Origin of the sequence: Pseudomonas sp. P179, assembly GCF_000478485.2 — a bacterium.
GTDB lineage: Bacteria > Pseudomonadota > Gammaproteobacteria > Pseudomonadales > Pseudomonadaceae > Pseudomonas > Pseudomonas aeruginosa.
In genome coordinates this window covers 5,742,704-5,763,703 of sequence record NZ_KI517354.1, presented here as the reverse complement: position 1 = coordinate 5,763,703, position 21,000 = coordinate 5,742,704, and the positions used below count along the sequence as shown (strand labels likewise).

Annotated in this window: 20 protein-coding genes; 7 read left to right on the top strand and 13 right to left on the bottom strand. The window is 67.7% G+C overall.

Features of this window, described 5'->3' with window-relative positions:
• Positions 1-51: 51 nt before the first annotated feature.
• A complete protein-coding gene (locus HMPREF1224_RS38860; protein ID WP_010794008.1) occupies positions 52-918 on the bottom strand; it encodes an IclR family transcriptional regulator in 867 nt (288 codons plus the stop codon).
• A 241-nt stretch (positions 919-1,159) separates the two neighbouring features.
• Here HMPREF1224_RS38860 and HMPREF1224_RS38855 point away from each other — a divergent pair, with 241 nt between their 5' ends.
• The 4 genes from HMPREF1224_RS38855 to HMPREF1224_RS38840 all read left to right on the top strand — a co-directional run bounded on the left by HMPREF1224_RS38855 (position 1,160) and on the right by HMPREF1224_RS38840 (position 5,553).
• Entirely contained in the window at positions 1,160-1,945 is a 786-nt protein-coding gene (locus HMPREF1224_RS38855; RefSeq protein ID WP_003124891.1) for an enoyl-CoA hydratase, read from the top strand.
• A gap of 3 nt (positions 1,946-1,948) precedes the next feature.
• Complete coding sequence (locus tag HMPREF1224_RS38850) at positions 1,949-3,478, top strand: 3-hydroxyacyl-CoA dehydrogenase (protein WP_010794007.1); 1,530 nt, start codon at positions 1,949-1,951, stop codon at positions 3,476-3,478.
• Positions 3,479-3,615: 137 nt separating this feature from the next.
• Complete coding sequence (locus HMPREF1224_RS38845) at positions 3,616-4,263, top strand: FadR/GntR family transcriptional regulator (protein ID WP_003097856.1); 648 nt, start codon at positions 3,616-3,618, stop codon at positions 4,261-4,263.
• 15 nt (positions 4,264-4,278) lie between these two features.
• Positions 4,279-5,553 carry a CynX/NimT family MFS transporter gene (locus HMPREF1224_RS38840; RefSeq protein WP_003114593.1) on the top strand — a complete coding sequence of 425 codons (1,275 nt, stop codon included), beginning with the start codon at positions 4,279-4,281 and terminating at the stop codon, positions 5,551-5,553.
• Between the two features lie 51 nt (positions 5,554-5,604).
• Here HMPREF1224_RS38840 and HMPREF1224_RS38835 read toward each other — a convergent pair whose 3' ends face one another.
• The 12 genes from HMPREF1224_RS38835 to HMPREF1224_RS38780 all read right to left on the bottom strand — a co-directional run bounded on the left by HMPREF1224_RS38835 (position 5,605) and on the right by HMPREF1224_RS38780 (position 15,849).
• The gene (locus HMPREF1224_RS38835; RefSeq protein WP_003097861.1) at positions 5,605-6,672 is read right to left on the bottom strand and encodes an AI-2E family transporter; all 1,068 of its coding nucleotides are present in this window, start codon (positions 6,670-6,672) and stop codon (positions 5,605-5,607) included.
• Positions 6,673-6,837: 165 nt separating this feature from the next.
• Complete coding sequence (locus tag HMPREF1224_RS38830; protein ID WP_003097863.1) at positions 6,838-7,644, bottom strand: DUF4892 domain-containing protein; 807 nt, start codon at positions 7,642-7,644, stop codon at positions 6,838-6,840.
• A gap of 8 nt (positions 7,645-7,652) precedes the next feature.
• The gene (locus HMPREF1224_RS38825) at positions 7,653-8,315 is read right to left on the bottom strand and encodes a glutathione S-transferase family protein (RefSeq protein WP_003087500.1); all 663 of its coding nucleotides are present in this window, start codon (positions 8,313-8,315) and stop codon (positions 7,653-7,655) included.
• Positions 8,316-8,394: 79 nt separating this feature from the next.
• Positions 8,395-9,255 (bottom strand): alpha/beta fold hydrolase, encoded by an 861-nt coding sequence (locus tag HMPREF1224_RS38820; RefSeq protein WP_003097867.1) that lies wholly within the window; start codon positions 9,253-9,255, stop codon positions 8,395-8,397.
• Positions 9,252-10,064, bottom strand: a complete 813-nt coding sequence (locus tag HMPREF1224_RS38815; protein ID WP_003097869.1) for an alpha/beta fold hydrolase — start codon at positions 10,062-10,064, stop codon at positions 9,252-9,254. Before HMPREF1224_RS38815 ends, HMPREF1224_RS38820 begins: the two co-directional genes overlap by 4 nt.
• A 101-nt stretch (positions 10,065-10,165) precedes the next feature.
• The gene (locus HMPREF1224_RS38810) at positions 10,166-10,807 is read right to left on the bottom strand and encodes a LysE family translocator (RefSeq protein ID WP_010794006.1); all 642 of its coding nucleotides are present in this window, start codon (positions 10,805-10,807) and stop codon (positions 10,166-10,168) included.
• A 40-nt stretch (positions 10,808-10,847) separates the two neighbouring features.
• Positions 10,848-11,672 carry an AraC family transcriptional regulator gene (locus tag HMPREF1224_RS38805; RefSeq protein ID WP_003097872.1) on the bottom strand — a complete coding sequence of 275 codons (825 nt, stop codon included), beginning with the start codon at positions 11,670-11,672 and terminating at the stop codon, positions 10,848-10,850.
• A gap of 57 nt (positions 11,673-11,729) precedes the next feature.
• Positions 11,730-12,167: a hotdog fold thioesterase gene (locus HMPREF1224_RS38800; protein ID WP_003087490.1), complete on the bottom strand. Its 438-nt coding sequence runs from the start codon at positions 12,165-12,167 to the stop codon at positions 11,730-11,732.
• A 49-nt stretch (positions 12,168-12,216) separates the two neighbouring features.
• Positions 12,217-13,884 carry an AMP-binding protein gene (locus tag HMPREF1224_RS38795; RefSeq protein ID WP_003097876.1) on the bottom strand — a complete coding sequence of 556 codons (1,668 nt, stop codon included), beginning with the start codon at positions 13,882-13,884 and terminating at the stop codon, positions 12,217-12,219.
• A 126-nt stretch (positions 13,885-14,010) separates the two neighbouring features.
• On the bottom strand, positions 14,011-14,475 hold the full coding sequence (sixA, locus tag HMPREF1224_RS38790; protein ID WP_003117751.1) for a phosphohistidine phosphatase SixA: 465 nt from the start codon (positions 14,473-14,475) through the stop codon (positions 14,011-14,013).
• Complete coding sequence (locus HMPREF1224_RS38785; protein WP_003097882.1) at positions 14,472-14,813, bottom strand: DUF4389 domain-containing protein; 342 nt, start codon at positions 14,811-14,813, stop codon at positions 14,472-14,474. The genes sixA and HMPREF1224_RS38785 overlap by 4 nt, the downstream gene beginning before the upstream one ends.
• 13 nt (positions 14,814-14,826) lie before the next feature.
• The gene (locus HMPREF1224_RS38780; protein WP_003097883.1) at positions 14,827-15,849 is read right to left on the bottom strand and encodes an NAD(P)H-dependent glycerol-3-phosphate dehydrogenase; all 1,023 of its coding nucleotides are present in this window, start codon (positions 15,847-15,849) and stop codon (positions 14,827-14,829) included.
• A 150-nt stretch (positions 15,850-15,999) separates the two neighbouring features.
• Here HMPREF1224_RS38780 and HMPREF1224_RS38775 point away from each other — a divergent pair, with 150 nt between their 5' ends.
• From HMPREF1224_RS38775 to HMPREF1224_RS38765, 3 genes are all read left to right on the top strand, one after another.
• On the top strand, positions 16,000-18,108 hold the full coding sequence (locus HMPREF1224_RS38775; protein ID WP_003097885.1) for a TonB-dependent receptor plug domain-containing protein: 2,109 nt from the start codon (positions 16,000-16,002) through the stop codon (positions 18,106-18,108).
• Between the two features lie 171 nt (positions 18,109-18,279).
• Positions 18,280-19,038 (top strand): ABC transporter substrate-binding protein, encoded by a 759-nt coding sequence (locus HMPREF1224_RS38770; protein ID WP_003120435.1) that lies wholly within the window; start codon positions 18,280-18,282, stop codon positions 19,036-19,038.
• A complete protein-coding gene (locus HMPREF1224_RS38765) occupies positions 19,035-20,990 on the top strand; it encodes an ATP-binding protein (protein ID WP_003097889.1) in 1,956 nt (651 codons plus the stop codon). The genes HMPREF1224_RS38770 and HMPREF1224_RS38765 overlap by 4 nt, the downstream gene beginning before the upstream one ends.
• Positions 20,991-21,000: the final 10 nt, after the last annotated feature.

Genomic DNA, 21,000 nt, shown 5'->3' with positions numbered 1-21,000 from the left:
CACTCCAATAGGCCACTAGGCCGGTTGCCATGATTCCGTCACCGGCCTCGGTCAGCGGGTGGCGGCCTCGATGTTGTGGACCATGTGCAGCAGGCGCGGGCCGATGTCGTCCTCCAGTTTCTCGCGCTTGAGATGGAAACTCGGCCCGCCGCAATTGAACGCCAGCAGCCCATGGCTCTCATGGTGCAAGGCCACGCCCACCGCGTTGACGTCGCGTTGCCACTCGCCGAGCGACAGGCAGAAGCCGTAGTCGGCACAGTCGCGGAAGGCCCGCTCCAGCCCCTTGCGCACTTCCGGCCAGTCTTCCGGGTGGCGCTTGCGGATGTGCCCGAGGATGAATTCCCGCTCGTCCTCCGGCATCGCCGCCAGGCAGGCCCGGCCGATCGCGCTGCGGTGCAGCGAGAGGTGGCTGCCGACCTGGCGACGCATGGTCAGGTTGGCCTCGCCATGCACCACGTCGAGGTAGACCATGCTCAGCCGGTCGCGGGCCGCCATGGCCACCGCGGCCTTGGCGTAGCCGGCCATCTCTTCCATCAACGGGCGGGCGAGCGCGCGAATCGACAGGTTCGAGAGCATCGCGTAGCCGAACGACATCACCCCCACTTCCAATTGATACTTGCCGCTATGCGGCAGGTGACGCAGATAGCCCAGCCGGGTCAGGGTGTGGGTCAGACGCGACACCGTCGGCTTCGGCAGGCCGGTCTTCTTCGCCAGTTCCTGGTTGCCCAGCAGGCTTTCCCGTGGCGTGAAACAGCGCAGCAATTCCAACCCGCGGGCCAGCGCGGTGACGAACTGGCGGTCCTTGAGTTCCTCGTCTTTCTCCTGCATCGGGTCGATCAGCACAGCTTCGAAGGCGGACACTTCCGCTTCCGTACTGGCACCTTCCGCCGGACTCCGGCGCTCGTCGTTGCCGCGCATAGTAGGGACCTCTTTTTCAAAAAATCAATAAAACAAAATCATATTTCGCATAGCGAAACTAATAGAAGAACCCATGCACTTTCAACAACGAAAATAAAATCCTTTTAAAACAGTAAATTGTATAAGTAGATCGTCCGAAATCCGACGCGAGTATTTACAACGCCACGGCTGGCGCTGATTATTTTCGATAAATCATGAAACTATATTTCGCATAGCGAAATATCAATTCATCGGAGCTTCCATGTCCGCCGATCCTTCGCCCGTGGTCCTGCTCGAATTTCCCGCAGCCGATATAGCCCTGCTTCGCCTCAATCGTCCGCAAGCCAGGAACGCGCTGAACGACGAAGTGCGCCAGCGCCTCGCCAGCCACTTCCAGACGCTCGGCGCGGATCCGGCGATCCGCGTCATCGTGCTCACCGGCGACTCGCGCTGCTTTGCAGCTGGCGCCGATCTCCGCGATCTCTCGACGAGCACGGCGATCGGCCTGTACGGCCGCCACGGCGAGCGCTACTGGGAAGCCATCGCGCGCTGCCCGAAGCCGGTGATCGCCGCGGTCAACGGCTTCGCCCTGGGCGGCGGCTGCGAACTGGCGATGCATTGCGACCTGATCGTCGCCGGCGAGTCGGCACAGTTCGCCCAGCCGGAGATCAAGGTCGGGGTGATGCCGGGTGCCGGCGGCACCCAGCGCCTGGTACGGGCGGTGGGCAAGTTCCAGGCGCTGCGCATGCTGTTCACCGGCTGCCTGGTGAAGGCTCCGCAAGCGCTGGCCATGGGCCTGGTCAGCGAAGTGGTGGCGGACGAGTCGACGCTGGCGCGCGCCCTGGAACTGGCCATGGAGATCGCCCGCCTGCCCCCTCTGGCGCTGGCGCAGATCAAGGAGGTGGTCCTGGCCGGTGCCGACCTGCCGCTGGACAGTGCCCTGGCCCTGGAACGCAAGGCGTTCCAGTTGCTGTTCGACTCGCAGGACCAGAAGGAAGGCATGCAGGCCTTCCTGGAGAAACGCCCGCCGAACTACCAGGGGAAATAGACGATGCCCGATATTCGTTGTATCGCCGTGGTCGGTACCGGTGCGATGGGCACCGGGATCGCCCAGATCGCCGCCCAGGCCGGCCTGACCGTATGGCTGTTCGACAGCCGCGCCGAGGCCGCCGCCGAGGCACGCCAGCGCCTGCAGCAGACCTTCGAGAGCCTGTGCGACAAAGGCAAGCTGAGCGCCGCCGACGCCGCGGCCGCGCAAAACCGGCTGCGGGTGGCGGAACACCTGGAACAACTGGGCGACTGCGAACTGGTGGTGGAGGCCATCGTCGAGCGCCTGGAGGCCAAGCAGGAATTGCTGCGCCGGCTGGAAGCCATAGTCGCGCCGGAGACCATCCTCGCCAGCAATACCTCGTCGCTGTCGATCACCGCCATCGCCGCCGCCTGCGAGCGGCCGCAGCGGGTCGCCGGTTTTCACTTCTTCAACCCGGTGCCGCTGATGCGCGTGGTCGAGGTGGTCGACGGCCTGGCCAGCGCTCCGGAAGTCGGCGACGCCCTGCTCGCCCTCGCCGCGCGCCTGGGCCACCGCGGCGTACGGACCAAGGACAGCCCCGGCTTCATCGTCAACCATGCCGGCCGCGCCTATGGCACCGAGGCCCTGCGCATCCTCGGCGAAGGCGTCGCCGAATGCGCCGAGATCGACCGTGTGCTGCGCGAGTGTGCCGGCTTCCGCATGGGGCCGTTCGAACTGCTCGATCTTACCGGCCTCGACGTGTCGCACCCGGTAATGGAATCGATCTACCAGCAGTACTACCAGGAACCGCGCTACCGCCCACACCCGCTGACCCGCCAGTTGCTCGCCGCCGGCCGTCTCGGGCGCAAGAGCGGCCAGGGCTTCTATCGCTACGTCGACGGCCAGCCGCAGGACAAGCCCGGTCCGCAACCGGTGCCGCAGGCCGCCATCCGGCCCCCGGTGTGGCTGGGCTGCGAAAACGAGGACGACCGCCGCACGCTCGCCGAACTGCTGCATCGCCTCGGCGTCGAGCCGGAAACCGGCGAACGCCCTTCCGCCGCAGCGCTCTGCCTGCTGGCCGCCTGGGGCGAGGACCTGAGCAGCGCCGTGCAGCGCTTCGCCTGTCCCGCCGAGCGCAGCGTCGGCATCGACCTGCTCTGCGACCTCGAGCGCCGGCGCTGCCTGATGCTCTCGCCACTGACTACCCCGGCCATGCGCGACGCCGCCCACGCGCTACTGGCTGGCGACGGCGTCGGGGTCACGGTGCTGCGCGACAGTCCCGGCTTCGTCGTCCAGCGGGTACTGGCGATGATCGTCAACCTCGCCTGCGACATCGCCCAGCAGGGCATTGCCAGCGTCGAGGATATCGACCAGGCGGTGCACCTCGGCCTCGGTTATCCTCACGGCCCGCTGGAATGGGGCGACCGCCTCGGCCCGCGGCGCCTGCTGAGCATTCTCCAGCGCTTGCAGACGCTTACCGGTGACCCGCGCTACCGGCCCAGTCCCTGGCTGCGCCGACGAGCGCAACTGGGCATGTCCCTGCGCGCCGGCGAAACCGCCGCCGTAGGCTGACGCATCGGCGACCTGGCGGCTCAGCGTCATGCGTCTCGCCGCCAGGCCAACGCTTTTTCCCCGAGCGACGCTTTCCGGGCTTGCAGCTGCCGAGGTATCCTGCGCGCAAATTCATCCGATGATTGGATGTTTCTTCCGTGACCATTCCCCTCAAGCGCTCCCTGGTGGACATCGCCCTGGAGCAGATCCGCCAGCGCATCGACGCCGGCCATTGGCCGCTCGGCCAGCGCCTGCCGCCGGAGCCGGAACTCGCCGAGCTGCTCGGCATGAGCCGCAACACCGTGCGCGAAGCGGTGCGGGTGCTGACCTTCTCCGGCGTGCTGGAAGTCCGCCAGGGCGACGGCACCTACGTGCGCGCCTGCGCCGATCCGCTGGAAACCATGCTGGTGCTGGCGCGCAGCGCGGTGCAGCACTCCCTGGAGGCACGCGGGATGATCGAGATCGAGGCGGCGCGCCTGGCAGCCGTTCGCCGCGACGACAGCGACCTGAGCGCATTGCGCGAACATCTCGACGCTTCGCGCCAGCGCTACGGCAGCGCCGACCTGCAGGACTACATCGAGCACGACGTCCGCTTCCACCAACGGATGGTCGATGCCGCCCACAATCCGGTGCTCAGCGAACTCTACCGCTATTTCTCGCAGGTCATCCGGACCTCGCTGGAACGCACCATGGCCGACCCACAAAGGGCCCAGCCCTGCTTCGAGCTGCACCAGCAACTGCTCGACGCCATAGAACGCGGAGACCCGGACGCTGCCGCCGCGGCCAACCGCGCACTGCTGATCTGAACCCGGGACAGACCCATGACTCACGCCTTGAATGCCCGGCCGGGAGCGCACCCCGGCCATCCTCCGGAAGAACTGCTGATCGATGCCGAAGTCGACGACGAACCAGTTCCGCCGGCGCCGCCACTACGCCCCTGGCTGCTCCTGCTGGGCCTGGTGCTGGTGGCGCTGAACCTGCGCCCGGCGCTGTCCAGCCTCGCCCCCCTGCTCAACCAGGTGCGCGACGATACCGGCCTCTCGGCCGCTGCCGCCGGCCTGCTGACCACCGCGCCGGTACTCTGCCTGGGGTTGTTCGCGCCGCTCGCGCCGCGCCTGGCCCGGCGTATCGGCGCCGAGCGCAGCGTGCTGCTGATCCTCTTCTGCCTGGCCGGCGGCATCGTCCTGCGCAGCCTGTTCCCGGTGTTCGGCCTGTTCGCCGGCAGCGTCCTGGCCGGCGCCAGCATCGGCATCATCGGCGTGCTCCTGCCGGGCATCGTCAAACGCGACTTCCCGCGCCAGGCCGGGGTGATGACCGGGGTCTACACCATGGCCCTGTGCCTGGGCGCAGCGCTCGCCGCCGGCGCTACCGCGCCGCTGGAGAAGCTCTTCGGCAACTGGGAACTGGCGCTGGCGTTCTGGTCGCTGCCGGCGATCCTCGCCGCCGCCTTCTGGCTGCCGCAGACCCGCCAGGGCCAGCACGCCCATCGCCAGGCCTTCCGTGTCATCGGCCTGTGGCGCGACCCGCTGGCCTGGCAGGTCACGCTGTACATGGGCCTGCAATCGTCCCTGGCCTACATCGTCTTCGGTTGGCTGCCGTCGATCCTGATCGACCGCGGCATGACTGCGGTGGAAGCCGGCCTGGTGCTGTCCGGCTCGGTGATGCTGCAACTGATCACCGCCCTGCTCGCGCCCTGGCTCGCCGCTCGCGCCAGGGACCAGCGCCTGGCGGTGGTGCTGGTGATGGCGACCACCCTCGCCGGCCTGCTCGGCTTCCTCTATGCGCCGCTGCAGACCATCTGGGGCTGGGCGGTCCTGCTCGGCCTCGGCCAGGGCGGTACCTTCAGCATCGCCCTGGCGCTGATCGTCCTGCGCTCGCGCGACGCCCACGTCGCCTCGCATCTGTCGGGCATGGCCCAGGGCGTCGGCTACACCCTGGCGGCCATGGGGCCGTTCATGGTCGGCGTGGTCCACGACCTGACCGGCGGCTGGAACGCAGTCGGCTATATCTTCATCGGCGTCGCCATCGCCGCCACCCTGTTCGGCCTCGGCGCCGGGCGCAGCCAGTACGTGGGGGCCCGCAGCGAACACCTGTAGCCCCGCAGACGCAAAAAGCCCCGCATCGCGGGGCTTTTTCTCCTTCGTCACTCAGGCATCCGGGCCGCGCCCTTCGGCGGGCGGCGTCCGCGGCGTGCTGGCGATCCAGTCGCTGAGCAGGTTGTAGGCCACTGCCAGCAGGATCGGGCCGAGGAACAGGCCCATGAAGCCGAACGCCAGCAGGCCGCCGAATACCCCGAGCAGCACCACCACCAGCGGCAGGTTGCCGCCACGGCTGATCAGGTAGGGTTTGAGGATGTTGTCCACCCCGCTGATGATGAAGAAGCCCCACAGGCCGAGGAACACCCCGTGGCCATAGTCGCCCTTGAAGAACAGCCAGGCGGTGGCCGGACCCCAGACCAGCGGCGGGACCATCAGTAGGCTGCAGGCGAAGGTCAGCAGGCCGAGCAGCATGGCTCCCGGTACGCCGGCGATCATGAAGCCGATCCAGGCCAGCAGGGCTTGCGCCGCGGCGGTACCGATCACCCCGTTGACCACCCGCTGTACGGTGCCGGCGACAAGGTCGCGATAGTGCTCCGCGCGGTTGCCGATCAGGCGTTCCAGGGCACGGTGGACGATGGACTCCAGGCGCGGCCCGTCGCGGTAGAAGAAGAAGATCAGGATCAGGCTGAGGACCAGTTCCAGGATCCCTCCGCCGATCTTCGCGCTGCGCGCCAGCAGCCAGTTGCCGACCTCGCCGACATAGGGCTTGAGCACGTAGAAGAACGCCACGCCCTGTTGGTCGATGGAGTCCCACCAGCCGATCAGGCGGTCGCCGATCAGCGGTACGCCGGCCATCCACGAAGGCGGCGGCGGCAGGCCCTCGACCTGGAGATTCTTCAGCAGCTCCATCAGCGAGCGAACGTTGTCCGCCAGGCCGAAGCCGAGCCAGATCAGCGGCAATGCCACCAGGACGATCCAGCCCAGGGTCAGCAGGCCCGCCGCCAGCGACTCGCGGCCACCGAGCAGGCGCGTGAGCATGCGCATCAGCGGCCAACTGGCGAAAGCCAGCACCGCGGCCCAGAACAGCGCCGACCAGAATGGCGCCAGCACCCAGAGACTGGCACCGAGCAGACCGAACAGCAGCACGCGAAGCAACAGCCGATCGTTATCGAACATCAAGGCAGGCCTTCCTCAAAGGGGGATACACCGATAGACAGCGCTCGGCGTGCGCCGTTTCCAGCCGGAGCGTGGGGCGCGGGGGAAAGGCAGTCTACTCTGGCGGGCGGCCTTGCCGAAGGCATTTTCGCCATCGCCCGGGCCCGCAGGCCCGGGCGAACGCGTTCAACGCAGCCAGTTGAGGTGCAGGCCCTCGACCTCCGACTGGCCCAGCTCCATGCGGCTGTTCAGCACGCCCTGCCCGCGCAGGGCGTCGCGCCACTCCTGGGCGTGCTTGCCGGACAGCTCGACCCGCACCCCGGTATCCAGGCGCAGGGTCCGCACCAGCAGCTCCAACCAGGAGCCGGCCGGCTCCGCCGGCACATGGCTGAGGGTCAGTTCGCCGTTGGCCTTGAGCAGGCGCAGCAGGGTCGCCGGGCTCGGCAGCAGTTCCGCCAGCGGCGCATCGGCCTTGAGTTCCTCGGCCTGCAGGTAGGCGCGGCGATTGCCACGGGTGATCGAGTAGACCGCCACCAGGCTGTTCTCCTGCGGCGCCGCCAGACGCACCAGCAGGTAGGCCTGCTGCTCGTCCGGGCCGTACAGCTTGGCATTACCGAACACGGCGTTGGCCAGCAGGCTGCTGGAGCCGCAGTCGCGTCGCTCGCACCAGAACAGCGGCGTGGCGTCGGCCTTGAGCAGCGCGGTGCGCGCCGCGGCGAACGCCTCCTGGCTGCTGTGCTCGGGCGGCAAGCGGTAGGTCAGTGCGGTCAGCTCGCCTTCGGCGCGCACCTCGCCCTCCATGCGCAGGCGACCGCTGATGCGACTGATCGCCCCTAGCGGGTAGATCCGTTCCTCACTCGGCGCCTGACGGAAGTCGACGATCTCGGCGCGCGGGAAGCGCGGCAGGATGTCCAGGTCATGGCTGCCGGGAAGGTCGGCGGCCAGCGCCGAAAAGCTGAAAACGCCCAGGGATAGCAACAGGAACCCTCGCATACCGGCCCTCAACGGGTCAGCATCGACTGGGCGGTACGGATGGCGTCGTCGCCCTCCTTCTCCCGCCGCGGCACCAGCAGTCCGCGCTGCACCGCGGGACGCGCCTCGATGGCGGCGATCCAGCGCTGCAGGTTGTCCAGCCCGTCGACGGCGACACCGGACCAGTCGTGGATGCGCACCCAGGGATAGGTGGCGATATCGGCAATGCTGTAGTCGCCGGCGAGGTACTCGGCCTCGCCCAGGCGACCGTCGAGAACTTCGTAGAGGCGCCGGGTCTCATGCTGGTAGCGGTCGATGGCGCCCTGCAACTTCTCCGGGAAATAACGGAAGAACACGTTGGCCTGCCCCTGCATCGGGCCGACCCCGCCCATCTGGAACATCAGCCACTGGATCACCCGCGAGCGGCCCTTGACGTCGGCGGGCATCAGTTGCCCGGTCTTCTCGGCGAGGTAGATGAGGATCGCGCCCGACTCGAAGACGGCGAAGTCGTCGTTGTCGCGGTCGACGATGGCCGGGATGCGGCCGTTGGGATTGATCCTGAGGAATTCCGGAGCCTTCTGCTCCTTCTTGTCGAACGACAGCGCGTGCACCCTGTAGGGCAGGCCCATTTCCTCGAGGGCGATGGAAACCTTGTGGCCGTTCGGCGTGGCGGCGGTGTAGAGATCGATCATGCGGTGACTCTCCGTAACGATCCGTCCAGCCTTACGGCTGGACCCGGAATAGTCAAGGAAACAACGGCAAGCCGGTGTTTCAGCGCGCGAAGAAGGCCGCGAAGACCCTGGCCACCGCCTGCGCCCCGGCCTCATCGTCCAGATGCAGGTGATGCCCGCCCGGCAGGTGGTGCCGCTCGAACGGCAGGGTCTCCAGCAGCGCCCGCATGCGCGGCTCCACCGCCAGCATGCCCTGTTCGGCCAGCACCAGGCTGACCGGGCATTCCACGCTGCGCACGAAGTTCAGCGCGTGGGCCTGGGTCAGGCGCAGCGGCGACGGTAGGGTCAGGCGCGCGTCGGTGCGCCAGGTATAGCCACCGGGCACCGGTTCCAGGCCGCGCTGGGCGAGCAGTTCGGCGGCCTCCCGGGAGATCTCGCCAACCCCGCGCATCCGCGCTTCCACGGCTTTTTCCAGCTCGGCATAGACCGGCTTGCGCTTGTGGCGTAACGCCAGTTGCGCCTTCAGCGCTTCGCCGAGCTTCTGCGGCGCCTTGTCGGCTTCGCCAGTGTAGGGAATCAGGCCATCGATCAACGCCAGCCGCTCGATGCGCTCGGGCAAGGCCCCGGCGAGCAGCACCGAGACGATGGCGCCCATCGAGTGCCCCAACAGGGAAAAACGCTCCCAGCCCAGTTGCTCGGCCACCATCAGCACGTCCAGCGCGTAGTCCCAGAGCAGGTAGCTGGCGCCCTCGGCACGATGCGCGGAATGCCCGTGGCCGGCGAAGTCGAGGGCGACGATACGCAGCCCGGCGAGCTTCGGCGCCAGGCGCGAGAAGCTCATGGCGTTGTCCAGCCAGCCATGCAGGGCGATCACCGGCTTGCCGTCCGGCGGACCGAACAGATGCGCGGCCAGTTCGATGTGCGGCAGGCTGATGCGTACTTCCTCGACCTGCAGGCTCATGCCGAACGCTCCTCGGTCGCCCGCGACCAGCGATCGAACACGCCTTTCAGCAGTTCGGCGGTTTCCCGCGGGCGCTCCAGCGGGAACATGTGGCCGCCGGGCAGCGACATGAACTCGCCGCGCGGCATCGCCCGGATCAGCCGGGTGTGGTGCGGCAACACCACCTTGCTGTGTCGCCCGCGCACCATCGCCAGCGGCACCTGCAACTGTCGTGGACGCCCCGGACTGCTGTGCGGCACGCTACGGTAGATGCTGATCTCGGTGGCCGGATCGAAGCGCAGGCGCAGGCCGGAACCGCCGCCGCTGTCGGCCAGCCCGTGGCGTACGTAGGCCTCCAGGCAATCGGGGTCGAAGCGGCGGAACAGCGCCTTGCCGGAGAAGTACGCCCGCGCCTCTTCCAGGTCGGGGAACGCCTCGCGACGCCCCAGGGTGCGCCCGGCCGGAGTGATCCGGTCGATGAAGCCGAAGCGCTTGGCGGCACGGATCACCAGGCGGTCGGCGAGGGTCAGCACCGGCGAATCGAGCATCACCACGCCGCGGTAGAGTTCCGGCCGGCGCAGCGCCGCGTGGTAGTGCAGCACGCCGCCGAGGGAATGGCCGACGCCCCAGACCGGCTGTTCCAGGCTGGCGAGGTGGTGCAGCAGTTCGTCCACCAGGTTGTCCCAGTTGTCGTTCACCGGAAAACGCGGGTCGTGCCCGTGCATTTCCAGGTGATCCACCCGATACTCCGGCGCCAACGCCTCGAACAGCTTGGCGTAGGTAGCCGACGGGAAGCCGTTGGCGTGGGCGAAGAAAACCGATTGCGACATGCGCGACGTCTCGACAGGGCTGATGCCAGGGATTCTCCGGCAGCCTCGCCGAGGCGGCAATGGCTTTGCCGGCTGCCTTGCACGGCGAAGCGGCCAAAACCTCAGGCAGAGCGGACGAGATGCTCGAGGATCGCCGCCGCCACCAGCAGGAACACCACCCCGCAGGCCGCGTCCAGCCAGGGCACCGCGCGCAACAGGCGGGTCTGCAGGGCCGGGCGGGTAAGGGTCAGGCTGAGCAGGCCGAACCAGCAGGCGCCCATGCCGAACAGCAGCGCCGCCACCGCCAGTTTGCCGCCGAGCGACATCTGCGCGGGAATCAGGCTGCCGAGCAAGGCGATGAAGAACACCAGCGCCTTGGGATTGAACAGATTGGTCGCCACTCCGCGCAGCCAGGGCCCCAGGGGCGACGGCGGCAGTGCCCCGTCGAGCCGGCCCGGCTGGCCGTCGCCGCGCCGCAGCCAGGCGCGCAGCGCGCCGACGCCGAGCCAGGCCAGGTACAGCGCGCCGAGCGCCTGCAGGATGGCGAACAGCACAGGCGTACGGCTGAGCAGCAGCGACACGCCGGTCAGCACCAGGGTGGTATGCAGGAGAATCCCGCAGGCCAGCCCCAGCGCGCTGGCCAGGCCGGCCCGCCGCCCCTGGTGCAGGGACGTGCGCACCACCAGGGCGACATCGGGACCGGGGCTGACCAGGGCGACGGCGAACACCGCCGCCAGGGTCAGCAAGACAGACAATTCCTGCATGGCTACTCCACGAAAAAGGGATCGGAAAGGAAAACGCGATTCAGCGCTGGCGCAGGCGCGCCGGCGGTAACCCGTAGGTGCGACGGAACAGACGGCTGAAGTGCGCCTGGTCGTAGAAACCGAACTGCTGGGCCACCTGGCTCAACGGCTGCTCGCCGCGCAGTACCAGCGGCAAGGCGCGCTCCAGGCGCAGTTGGGTCAGCCACTGGTGGGGCGGCAGGCCGCAGTGACGGCGGAAGCGCCGCAGCACCTGCCAGGGGCTCAGGCCGCAGAAGGCGGCCAGTTCCTCCAGGTTCGGCGGGTACTCCAGGCGCGACTCCAGCCAGTCGCGCAGCCGCGTCCAGTCGCGCTGGCCGAAGCCTTCCCGGTCGCCCTCCTCCAGGCGCAGGCTGCTGCCCAGGCTGAGCAGGCAGGCCAGCGCCTGCCAGAGGTGCTCTTCCAGGGCCAGACGGTTCTCCAGCGCCGCCGCTCCGCCGAGCATGCCCAGGTGCAACTGACGCAGGCGCTGCTGCAGACGCTCGTCGCGGACCAGGCTGCTGGTCAGGCGCGGCGCCCCCCGGCGGCCGTCGCTGAAGTCGCGGCTGGCGCGCTCCAGCCAGTCGGCATCGAGCGCCAGGACGCGGATACGGTAGCCCTCCTCGCCGGCGCTGCTGCCGTCGTGGATGCTTTCCGGCGCCATCAGCAACGCGTCGCCGGCCCCGGCCAGGCGCCGTTCGCCGCCGGCGGCATAGCGATGCCGGCCCTGCAGCAGCAAGCCGATGTGGTACTCCAGGTGGAAGTGCCGGGGAAAGGAAAAGCGGTTGTGCTCGGCGTCGATCAGGCGTACGCCGGGAATCCCGCTGCTGAGATGGGTGATCTGCTCCATCCCGCTACTCTACCGCCAGCGGGACGGAACGATCTTGGACAAAATTGCGGACCGCGCTCAGCCCGCCCTGCCCGCCAGCGGCACCACCGCCATGGTCAGGCGGGCGATGCAGCTCGGCTTGCCGTCGTCGCCACTGAGGCGGATGTCCCAGACATGGGTGGTACGCCCCAGGTGGATCGCCCTAGCCACCGCAGTGACCCGGCCGCTGCGCAGGCCGCGCAGGTGGTTGGCGTTCACTTCCAGGCCGACGCAGTAGTACTGGCTGGTATCGACGCACAGGTAGCTGGCCATCGAGCCCAGGCTTTCCGCGAGGACCACCGAGGCGCCGCCATGCAGCAGGCCGAACGGCTGGTGGGTACGCGAGTCGACCGGCATGCTGGCGGTCAGCGACTCGTCGTCGAAGGCTTCGAAGCGGATGCCAAGCAGGTCGCCGATGCTGTTCTTCTGCGAGGCGTTCAGTTGCTCCAGGTCGGGCGTTTGTCGCCAGAGGCTCATGGGAATTCCTTGCGCAAGGGGGAAGCCAAGGGCTTCCCGTCGGTGGGAGTCATTCGTGCCAGAGCACGGCCTCGCGGCGTTCCACCCATTCGTGGAAGCGCGAGCCATAGGCACCTTCCACCATATTGCGCTTGATCTTCAAGGTCGGTGTGAGGAAACCGTTGTCCACCGCCCAGGTTTCCTGCACCAGGACCAGGCCGACCAGGCGCTCGTGCTTGTCGAGCGCACCGTTGACCTGTTCCAGGTGCGCCCGCAGGCTGCTTTCCAGCGCCCCGCGGGTACCGTTGAGGGCCTCCCGGCGACCGACCTCGGAGAGCACGCAGAGCCCCAGCGGCGCGCTGAGGCCCTCGCCGACCACGCAGACCTGCTCGATGCGATCGTGTACCGCCAGGCGGTTCTCGATCGGCGCCGGCGCCACGTACTTGCCCTTGCTGGTCTTGAAGATTTCCTTCATCCGCCCGGTCAGGCGCAGGTTGCCTTCGGCGTCCTGCTCGCCCTTGTCGCCGGTGCGCAGGAAACCATCGGCGGTGAGCACCTCTGCGGTCTTCTCCGGCTCCTTGTAGTAGCCGACCATGGTCGCGCCGCTACGCACCTGCACCTCGCCCTCGTCGCTGATGCGTACCTCGACGCCGGGGCTGTTCTGGCCGATCCAGCCGGTCTTCTGCCTGCCGGGCCGGCAGACATGGGAGTAACCGCTGTTCTCGGTCATCCCGTAGACCTCGAGCACATCCAGGCCCAGGCGGCGATACCAGAGCAGCAGCGCCTCGGGTACCGGCGCCGCGCCGCAGAGCGCGTAGCGCACCGCGTCCAGGCCTAGCCCGGCGAGCACCTTGCGACCGACGATGCGGCCGAGGATCGGCAGCTTCAGCAGGCGGTCGAGCTTCTGCGCCGGCATCTTCGAATACACCCCCATCTGGAACTTGGTCCAGATGCGCGGCACGCCGAACAGCAGGGTCGGCCGCGCACGCTTCATGTCCTCGACGAAGGTGTCCAGGCTTTCGGCGAAGAACACCGTGGTTCCCCCGTAGAGCGACCCCATCTCGACGAACATCCGCTCCGCCACGTGGCACAGCGGCAGGTAGGAGAGCATCCGGTCGTCTTCGCGGGTGCCGAACAGTTCCACGCCGCGGCTGGCGGCGAAGGCGAAACTGCTGAAGTTGTGCATCACCCCCTTGGGCACGCCGGTGGTTCCGGAGGTGTAGATCAGGGTGGCGAGTTGCTCGGCAGCGGTCGGCGTGTCGCCTTCGAGCGGCGCGCAGGCCTGTAGGTCGCTCCACTGGCGGTCGAAACGCCCTTCCGGGTGCAACGGCATGGCCACGGTCGGTATGCCCTCGGGGACTCCGGGCGCCATCGCCGGCCAATCGTCGAGCTTGCCGACGAAGACCACCGCCGACTCGGAATGCTCCAGCACCTGGCGCGCCGACTCGGCGGTGAGATTGGGATAGAGGGGGACGGAAACGTGCCCGGCCATCCAGATCGCCAGGTCAGTGACGATCCAGTGCGCACAGTTCTTCGAGATGATCGCGATACGGCTGCCGGCGGGGAGATCCAGGCTGCGCAACCAGGCGGCTGCACGCCGCGCCTGGTCGCCCACCTCGCCCCAGCTCAGCTCCTCGACCCGGCCGCCACCGATGGGCTGCACCAGGTAACGCCGTTGCGGATGACGCTTTTCGCGCTCGAAGAAGACTTCGAGCGGCAGACGATTTGCAGTGACCACGTACCGCCTCCGTTGTTGTTGTTCTGGGAGATCGACCAAGCACTTGCTTGGTCGAATATTCCATCACAGCCAACCGCAGGCAAGCCGGGAAATGTTTCGGTTTGTAGTCGTTGTGCCAGGCGCTTCCTAGCCGTGCCGCGGGTGATGCAGCGAGACCAGGGTCATCAGCCCGGCGGCGGCGAAGTCGCCTTCCAGCTCGGCCAGCGAGGCAGTGCTCATCGGCAACGGATCGCGCCGGTTGCCATGCACCAGCAGACCGCCCAGCGCCCCGACCAGGGGCTGGTGGCTGACCAGCAGGAGATTGCGCTCGCTGCGCTCGTCGAGGAAACCGAGCACCTCGCGCGGATCGTCGTCGGGGGTCAACCAGGGCGCGGTGCCGACCGGCTCGACCAGGCCCAGTGCCTCGCGCACCAGCTCGGCGGTCTGCTGGGCGCGCACGTAGGGGCTGGCGAGAATCCCGTCCAGCGGCAACCCGGCCAGCCGCGCGGCGCTCTGCAGCACCTCCTTGCGGCCATGGGCGGTCAGGCGCCGCTCGGAATCCCGGCTGGCGTGCGGTTCGGCCTCGCCGTGGCGCAACAGCCAGAGTTTCACAACTTCGGCTCTTCGTCGCGCGCCGGGTGCGCGGCGGGCGGCACGCTGTGGGCGGCCTCGCCCTCGGCGGCGCGGGCGCTCGGCCAGTCGGCGAACGGCCAGGGTTTCTCGTCGCTGTGGAAGGTACCGAAACGGCCGATCTGCGCCAGGTACTGGCTGAGGCTGTCGCCGAAAGCCATCAGGCTGCCGTTCGGCGCGCCGTAGATCAGTCGGTAGACCAGTTGGATCACCACCACCGCCCCGAGGAGCAGTTCGGCGACCTGCCAGACCAGGACGAACAGCAGCATCCAGAGGATGCGGATGGCGATCGATTCGCGTGCTTGCGGGTCTGCGGACATGGCGGTCTCCTCGTCAGAAGCCGGTGGTGGGAATGAAATCGACGTCGGTCTTCGGCTCGCCGCGCATCAGCAGCTGGATGACCTGTGCCAGGGTGCGGCCTTCGAAGAGGATGGCATGGAGACCGGCGACCAGCGGCATGTACACCTGCATCTCGTCGGACTTTTCCTTGAGTACCTTGAGAGTGTTCACACCCTCCGCGGTCTCGCCCATGCGCGATACCGCCTCCTCCAGGCTGAGTCCCTCGCCGAGGGCGTGGCCGACCTGGTAGTTGCGGCTCTTCGGCGAGGAACAGGTGACGATCAGGTCGCCGACGCCGGCGAGGCCGAGAAAGGTCATCGGGTTGGCACCGAGCTTGACGGCGAACCGGGTCATTTCCGCCAGCGCGCGGGTAATCAGCATGCTGCGGGTGTTCTCGCCCATATCCATCGCCGCGGCCAGGCCGGCCATGATCGCGTAGACGTTCTTCAGCGCACCGCCGAGTTCCACTCCGAAGCGGTCGCGGCTGGCGTAGACGCGGAAGGTGCGGCCGTGCAGGGCCGCCTGGACGCGGGCGCACAGCTCGTCGTCCTCGCTGGCGACCACCGTGGCGGTCAGCTCGTGCTCTGCGATCTCGCGCGCCAGGTTCGGGCCGGAAATCACCCCGATGCGGGCTTGCGGGGCGATTTCCTCGAGGATCTCACTCATCAGCTTGAAGGTGTGCGCCTCGATGCCCTTGGTCAGGCTCACCAGCAGCTTGTCCGTCAATGCCGCCTGGTGTGGTTGCAGCACCTTGCGCAGGGCGCTGGAGGGCAAGGCGACGAAGATCAGTTGGCAATCGGCCAGGGTGCGCTCCAGGTCGGTGACCGGCTCGACCCCGGGATGCACCTTGACCCCTTTCAGGTAGCGCGGGTTCTCGCGTCGGCTGCGGATCGCCTCGGCCTGCTCCGGGTCGCGCATCCACTGGCGGACCGCCTGGCCGTTCTCGGCCAGCAGGTTGGCGATGGCGGTGCCGAAACTGCCGCCGCCGAGCACGGCAATCGGTTGCTGCTCTGTCATGATTCATCCATTTCTGGCCGCCACGCGGCAATCACGCCATTATACGGTCGGCCAGCCGGCCGACCAGTCTTGACGCCGGCGCTGGCAAAAGCCCGCGCCTCGTTTACCATGCCCGGGCCAGACAATACCTATCGAGAACAAGGTCGTTCCGTGCCCATCGCTTCACGTGCTCCCGCCTCCCTGACCCTGCTGGCCCTGCTGTTCGGCGGCAAGCTCGCGGCCGCCGACCTGTTCAACGATCCCAGCGGCGTTCCCGAAGTATTGACCGCGACACGCCTGAAACAATCCCCGGCGGAAGTTCCCGGCAGCATCAGCGTGCTCGACCGCGAGCTGATCGTCGCCAGCGGCGCCCGCGACATTCCCGAACTGATGCGCCTGGTCCCGGGCATGATGGTCGGCTACCTGTCCGGCAACCAGCCCACGGTCAACTACCACGGCACCAGCATGTCGGGGGCGCGGCGCCTGCAGGTGCTGATCGACGGCCGCTCGGTGTACCGCCCGGGCCTTGCCAGCGTCGACTGGAGCGACCTGCCGCTGGCCCTCGAGGATGTCGAGCGGATCGAAGTGTTCCGTGGGCCGAATACCGTCAGCTACGGCGCCAACGCATTGATGGGGGTGATCAACATCATCACCCGCGCCCCCGGCGAGTCGCCCGGCACGCGCCTGAAGTACACGGCGGGCCAGCGCGGCATCCGCGACTGGTACGCCAGCCAGAGCATCGCCCTGGAAGACAGCGACTTCCGCCTGTCGCTGTCCGGCCAGGAAGACGACGGCTTCGACCGCGACCACGACGGTCACGCCCTGCGCGACGGCCGCCGGCTCAGCCGCTTCAACCTCAACGCCAGCCACAGCCTGGCGCCGAACCAGAGCCTGGAGTGGCAACTGGCGGCCAAGGAAGGCTCGAACCAGCACCCCTACGCCTATCGCTCGCCGTTTCCCCAGGTTCCCGACGACATCGACAACTCCGATACGCTCGCCCACGACTATGCCGGTTCGCTGCGCTGGAATGTCGACCTCGACCCGCGCCACAGCTTCTATATACAAGGCTACGCACAGCACTGGGAGCGCCGGCAGGAATGGAACGCCTGCGAGGCGGCCATTGCCTTCAGCCCGCAACTGGCGCAGCTCTGGGAACTGAACCCGGACTACCTGCGCAGGTTCGCCGACGATCCGACCCGGCTGCCGCCCGGCAGCGCCCAGGAGTTGCAACTGGCGACCCAGGTCCTCGACCAGCTACGCAATGGCGGACTGCGTCCGGTCTGCGGACGGGTCGACCGCAACATCCGGGAAAGCCGCTACGACCTGGAGATGCAGGACACCCTCAGCCTGGGCGACAACCTGCGCCTGCTGAACGGCCTGAGCTACCGCTACGACCAGGCAAACTCCGAGACCTTCTACGGCGGCAGGGTCAGCAGCCAGATCTGGCGGCTGTTCAGCCAATTGGAGTGGCATGCCGGCGAACACTGGCTGCTGCAGGGCGGGGGGATGCTCGAAGACGTCGAGGGCTCCGGCAGTTCGTTCAGCCCGCGGCTGGCGGTGAACTACCTGTTCAACCCCCAGCACAGCCTGCGCGCGGTCTATTCGGAGGCAGTGCGGTCACCGGGCATGTACGAAAACGACGTCGACTGGCGCTACCGGGTCCGCCACCTGACACCGGCGCCCTATGGGCAGAGCGAAGCCTACTACTTCGCCAGCGCCCACGGCCCCGGCGACCTGGGCAAGGAACACACCCGTTCGCGCGAGATCGGCTACAACGGTTTTTTCCGCGAGACCGGGCTGGCCGTGGATGTACGCCTGTTCCACGAGGAAATCACCGGACTGATCAGCGATCCGCTCAGCGTCGTCGACTTCAGTCCCGACAACGGCGATCGCATCCGCTTCTCCGGCGCGGAAGGCCAGCTCGACTGGCGCCTGGGCCTACGCGACCGCCTGCGCGCCACCTACGCCTATCTCGACTACGACGCCACCAGTCGCTACGACCGGCGCCTGACCGCCCGCCACGGCGGCTCGGCCGGCTGGATGCACGACTGGGGCCAAGGCTGGTCCAGCGCCCTCTTCTATTATGGCGACGACTCGCTCAATGGACATCGTTTCGAACGCGTCGACCTGCGCCTGGCCAAGCGCATTCCCCTGGGCAAGGCCGCCCTGGAACTGGCCGGCGTGCTCCAGCAGCGTCTCGACGACGAACCGCTGACGTTTCCCGACAACCGCTACGACAGCCGCCACCTGCTCTACTTCAGCGCCGAGGTGACGTTCTAGATGCGTCGCTTGCGCCCCGCCCGCCGGGCTTTCCAGGCGCTGCTCGCGCTCGTCTTCTGCTGTCTCCCGCATGTCGGCGAGGCCGCGCAACTGGTCCTGGTCAGCGCCAACCAGGGGGCCGCGGTGAACGCCTTTCGCGATGCCCTGGCGCAGCGACGGCCGCAGGACCAGGTGGAACTGCGCACGCCCGCGGCCCTGGCGGAGGGGATGGTCTTCGCCGACGACACCCGCCTGCTCCTGCTCGGCCCCGAGGCCCTGGCCTGGCGCCTGCGCCAGCACCGGGCGCCGCCGACCCTGGCGCTGCTGCTCAACCGGGTCGATGGCCAGCGCCTGCTGCCAGGCGCCAACGGACATGGCGGACACGGCGTCGGAGGTCTCTGCGTACTCTGGAGCGACCCGCCGGCGTCCCGCCAGCTCCGCCTGGCGCGCCTGATCCTGCCGGGCATCCAGCGCATCGGCGTGCTCTACGGCAAGGACAGCGAATTCCTCCTCGACGAGCTTCGCCGCGAGGCCCGCAGCCAGGGGCTCCAGCTGTTCGTCGCCAGCAGCAGCGGCAACGACGACCCGCGCCCGCTGCAGTTCCTGCTCGGCAATAGTGACCTGCTGCTCGGCATCGACGACAAACAGCTGTACAACTCGCAGAGCATCAAGAGCCTGCTGCTCGGCAGCTACGCCAAGAACCGCGCGCTGCTCGGCCCCACCGCAGCCTTCGTCAAGGCCGGCAGCCTGGCGAGCAGCTACAGCGACCAGGAGGATTGGCTGGACACCCTCGACGAATTGCTCGGCCAGGCGCCCAGGCACTGGCCCCTCAGCCTCTATCCAGGGCATTTCAAGGTGCTCGGCAATCGGCAGGTAGCCCGTTCCCTGGGTATCGACCTGGCCAGCGACGCCGACCTCGGCCGGCGCCTCGCCGAAGGAGAAGAACCATGAGCCAGCGCCACGGCTGGGACATCCGTACCCGCATGCTGGCGATCAGCCTGGGCCCGGCGCTGCTGCTGACCCTGTTGCTCACCGCCTACTTCACCTACTCGCGCCTGCAGGACCTGCGCCAGGAACTGACCCATACCGGCCAGTTGATCGCCGACCAGTTGGCGCCGGCCGCCGAATACGGCGTGATCGCCGGCAACACGCCCGTGCTGCAGAAGCTGCTGCAGGCCACCCTCGACACCCCGCATGTGCGCTTCATCGAGGTACGCGACCGCAACGACAATATCCTGGTGTACGTCGAACAGTTGCCCGGCGCGTTGCAGAACGCCGCGCCGATCGACATCTTCCACTCCACCATCCAGCGCCAGCGTATCGCCCTGGCCAGCGACCCGCTGCTGGATGGCGCCAGCGAAGGCGACGGCCAGTCCGGCGAGGACTACCTCGGCCGGGTGGTGGTCGGCATGTCCAACGACGCCTTCAGCCAGCGGCAACAGGAAATCCTCCTGAAGGCCGCCCTGCTGGCCGCCTTCGCCCTGATCCTCACCTTCCTCGTCGCGCGCCGCCTGGCGCAGCGCCTGTCGGCGCCGATCAGCACCATGGGCCAGGCGGTCGAGGCGATCCAGAGCGGCGATTACAAGACCAGCCTGCCGATCCTCGACGACGGCGAGATCGGCGACCTGGCCCGTCACATCAACAATCTCGCCAGCGGGCTGGACCGCGCGAGCCGGGAACAGGAACAGGCGATCAGCCAATTGATCAGCGCCCGCGAGGAAGCGGAGCAGGCGAACCGGGCGAAGTCCGACTTCCTGGCGATGATGAGCCACGAGCTTCGCACCCCGATGAATGGCGTGCTGGGCATGCTGCAACTGCTGGAAACCACCGAGCAGACCCGCGAACAGGCCGAGTACACGGCGCTGGCCACCGAGTCCACCGAACACCTGCTGAAGGTCATCAACGACATTCTCGATTTCTCAAGGATCGAACGCGGCGCGCTGGAACTGGAGTGCATCCCCTTCAACCTGCTGGAACTGGTGCAAGGCTCCGCCCTGGTGTTCCAGCACAGCGCCCAGCAACGCGGACTGGCGCTGGAATTGCAGATCCAGGCCGGCCTGGAGAATATCGAGGTCTGCGGCGATCCGACGCGGATCCGACAGATCCTGGTGAATCTGCTGGGTAATGCGCTGAAGTTCACCGAGGAAGGCGCCATCCATCTCAGCCTGGAGTGGCAGGCTCTCGATCACGACGTACTGTGGCTGACCTGCGCGGTGCACGACAGCGGCATCGGCATCTCGCCGGAACGCCTGGAACATATGTTCGACGCCTTCCAGCAGGCGGATTCGTCGATTTCCCGACGCTACGGCGGCACCGGGCTCGGCCTGGCGATCGCCAGGACCCTGGCGGAACGGATGGGCGGCACCCTGCAGGCAGAGAGCAAGGAAGGCTCGGGATCGACCTTCACCCTGGAGATTCCGCTGCCCTTCCAGCAGTCGCCGGCGCACCGGCAGCAGGCCGCCGGCGACGCCGCCCCGGTCGCCGCCGGTCAGGAAATCCTCCTGGTCGAGGACAATCCGGTGAACCAGACAGTCATAGAAGCCATGTTGCGCAGCCTCGGCTATCGCGTCACCCTGGTCGCCGACGGTATCCAGGCGGTACGCAGCGCCGAGCGCCAGCGCTACGACGCGATCCTGATGGACTGCCGCCTGCCGGTGCTCGACGGCTACTCGGCGACACGGGAAATCAGGGCCCAGGAGAACGGCCGGCAGGTACCGATCATCGCCCTGACCGCCAACGCCCTGCAGGGCGATCGGGAGAACTGCCTGCAGGCGGGAATGAACGATTACCTGGCCAAGCCATTCAAACGGGCGGAATTGCAACGCATACTGCAACGCTGGATCGGCTCGCAGCCGGAACTCCCCGTGACATCGAACGAAACCGGACGAGGGGAGCCGGAATGATCTACGACAA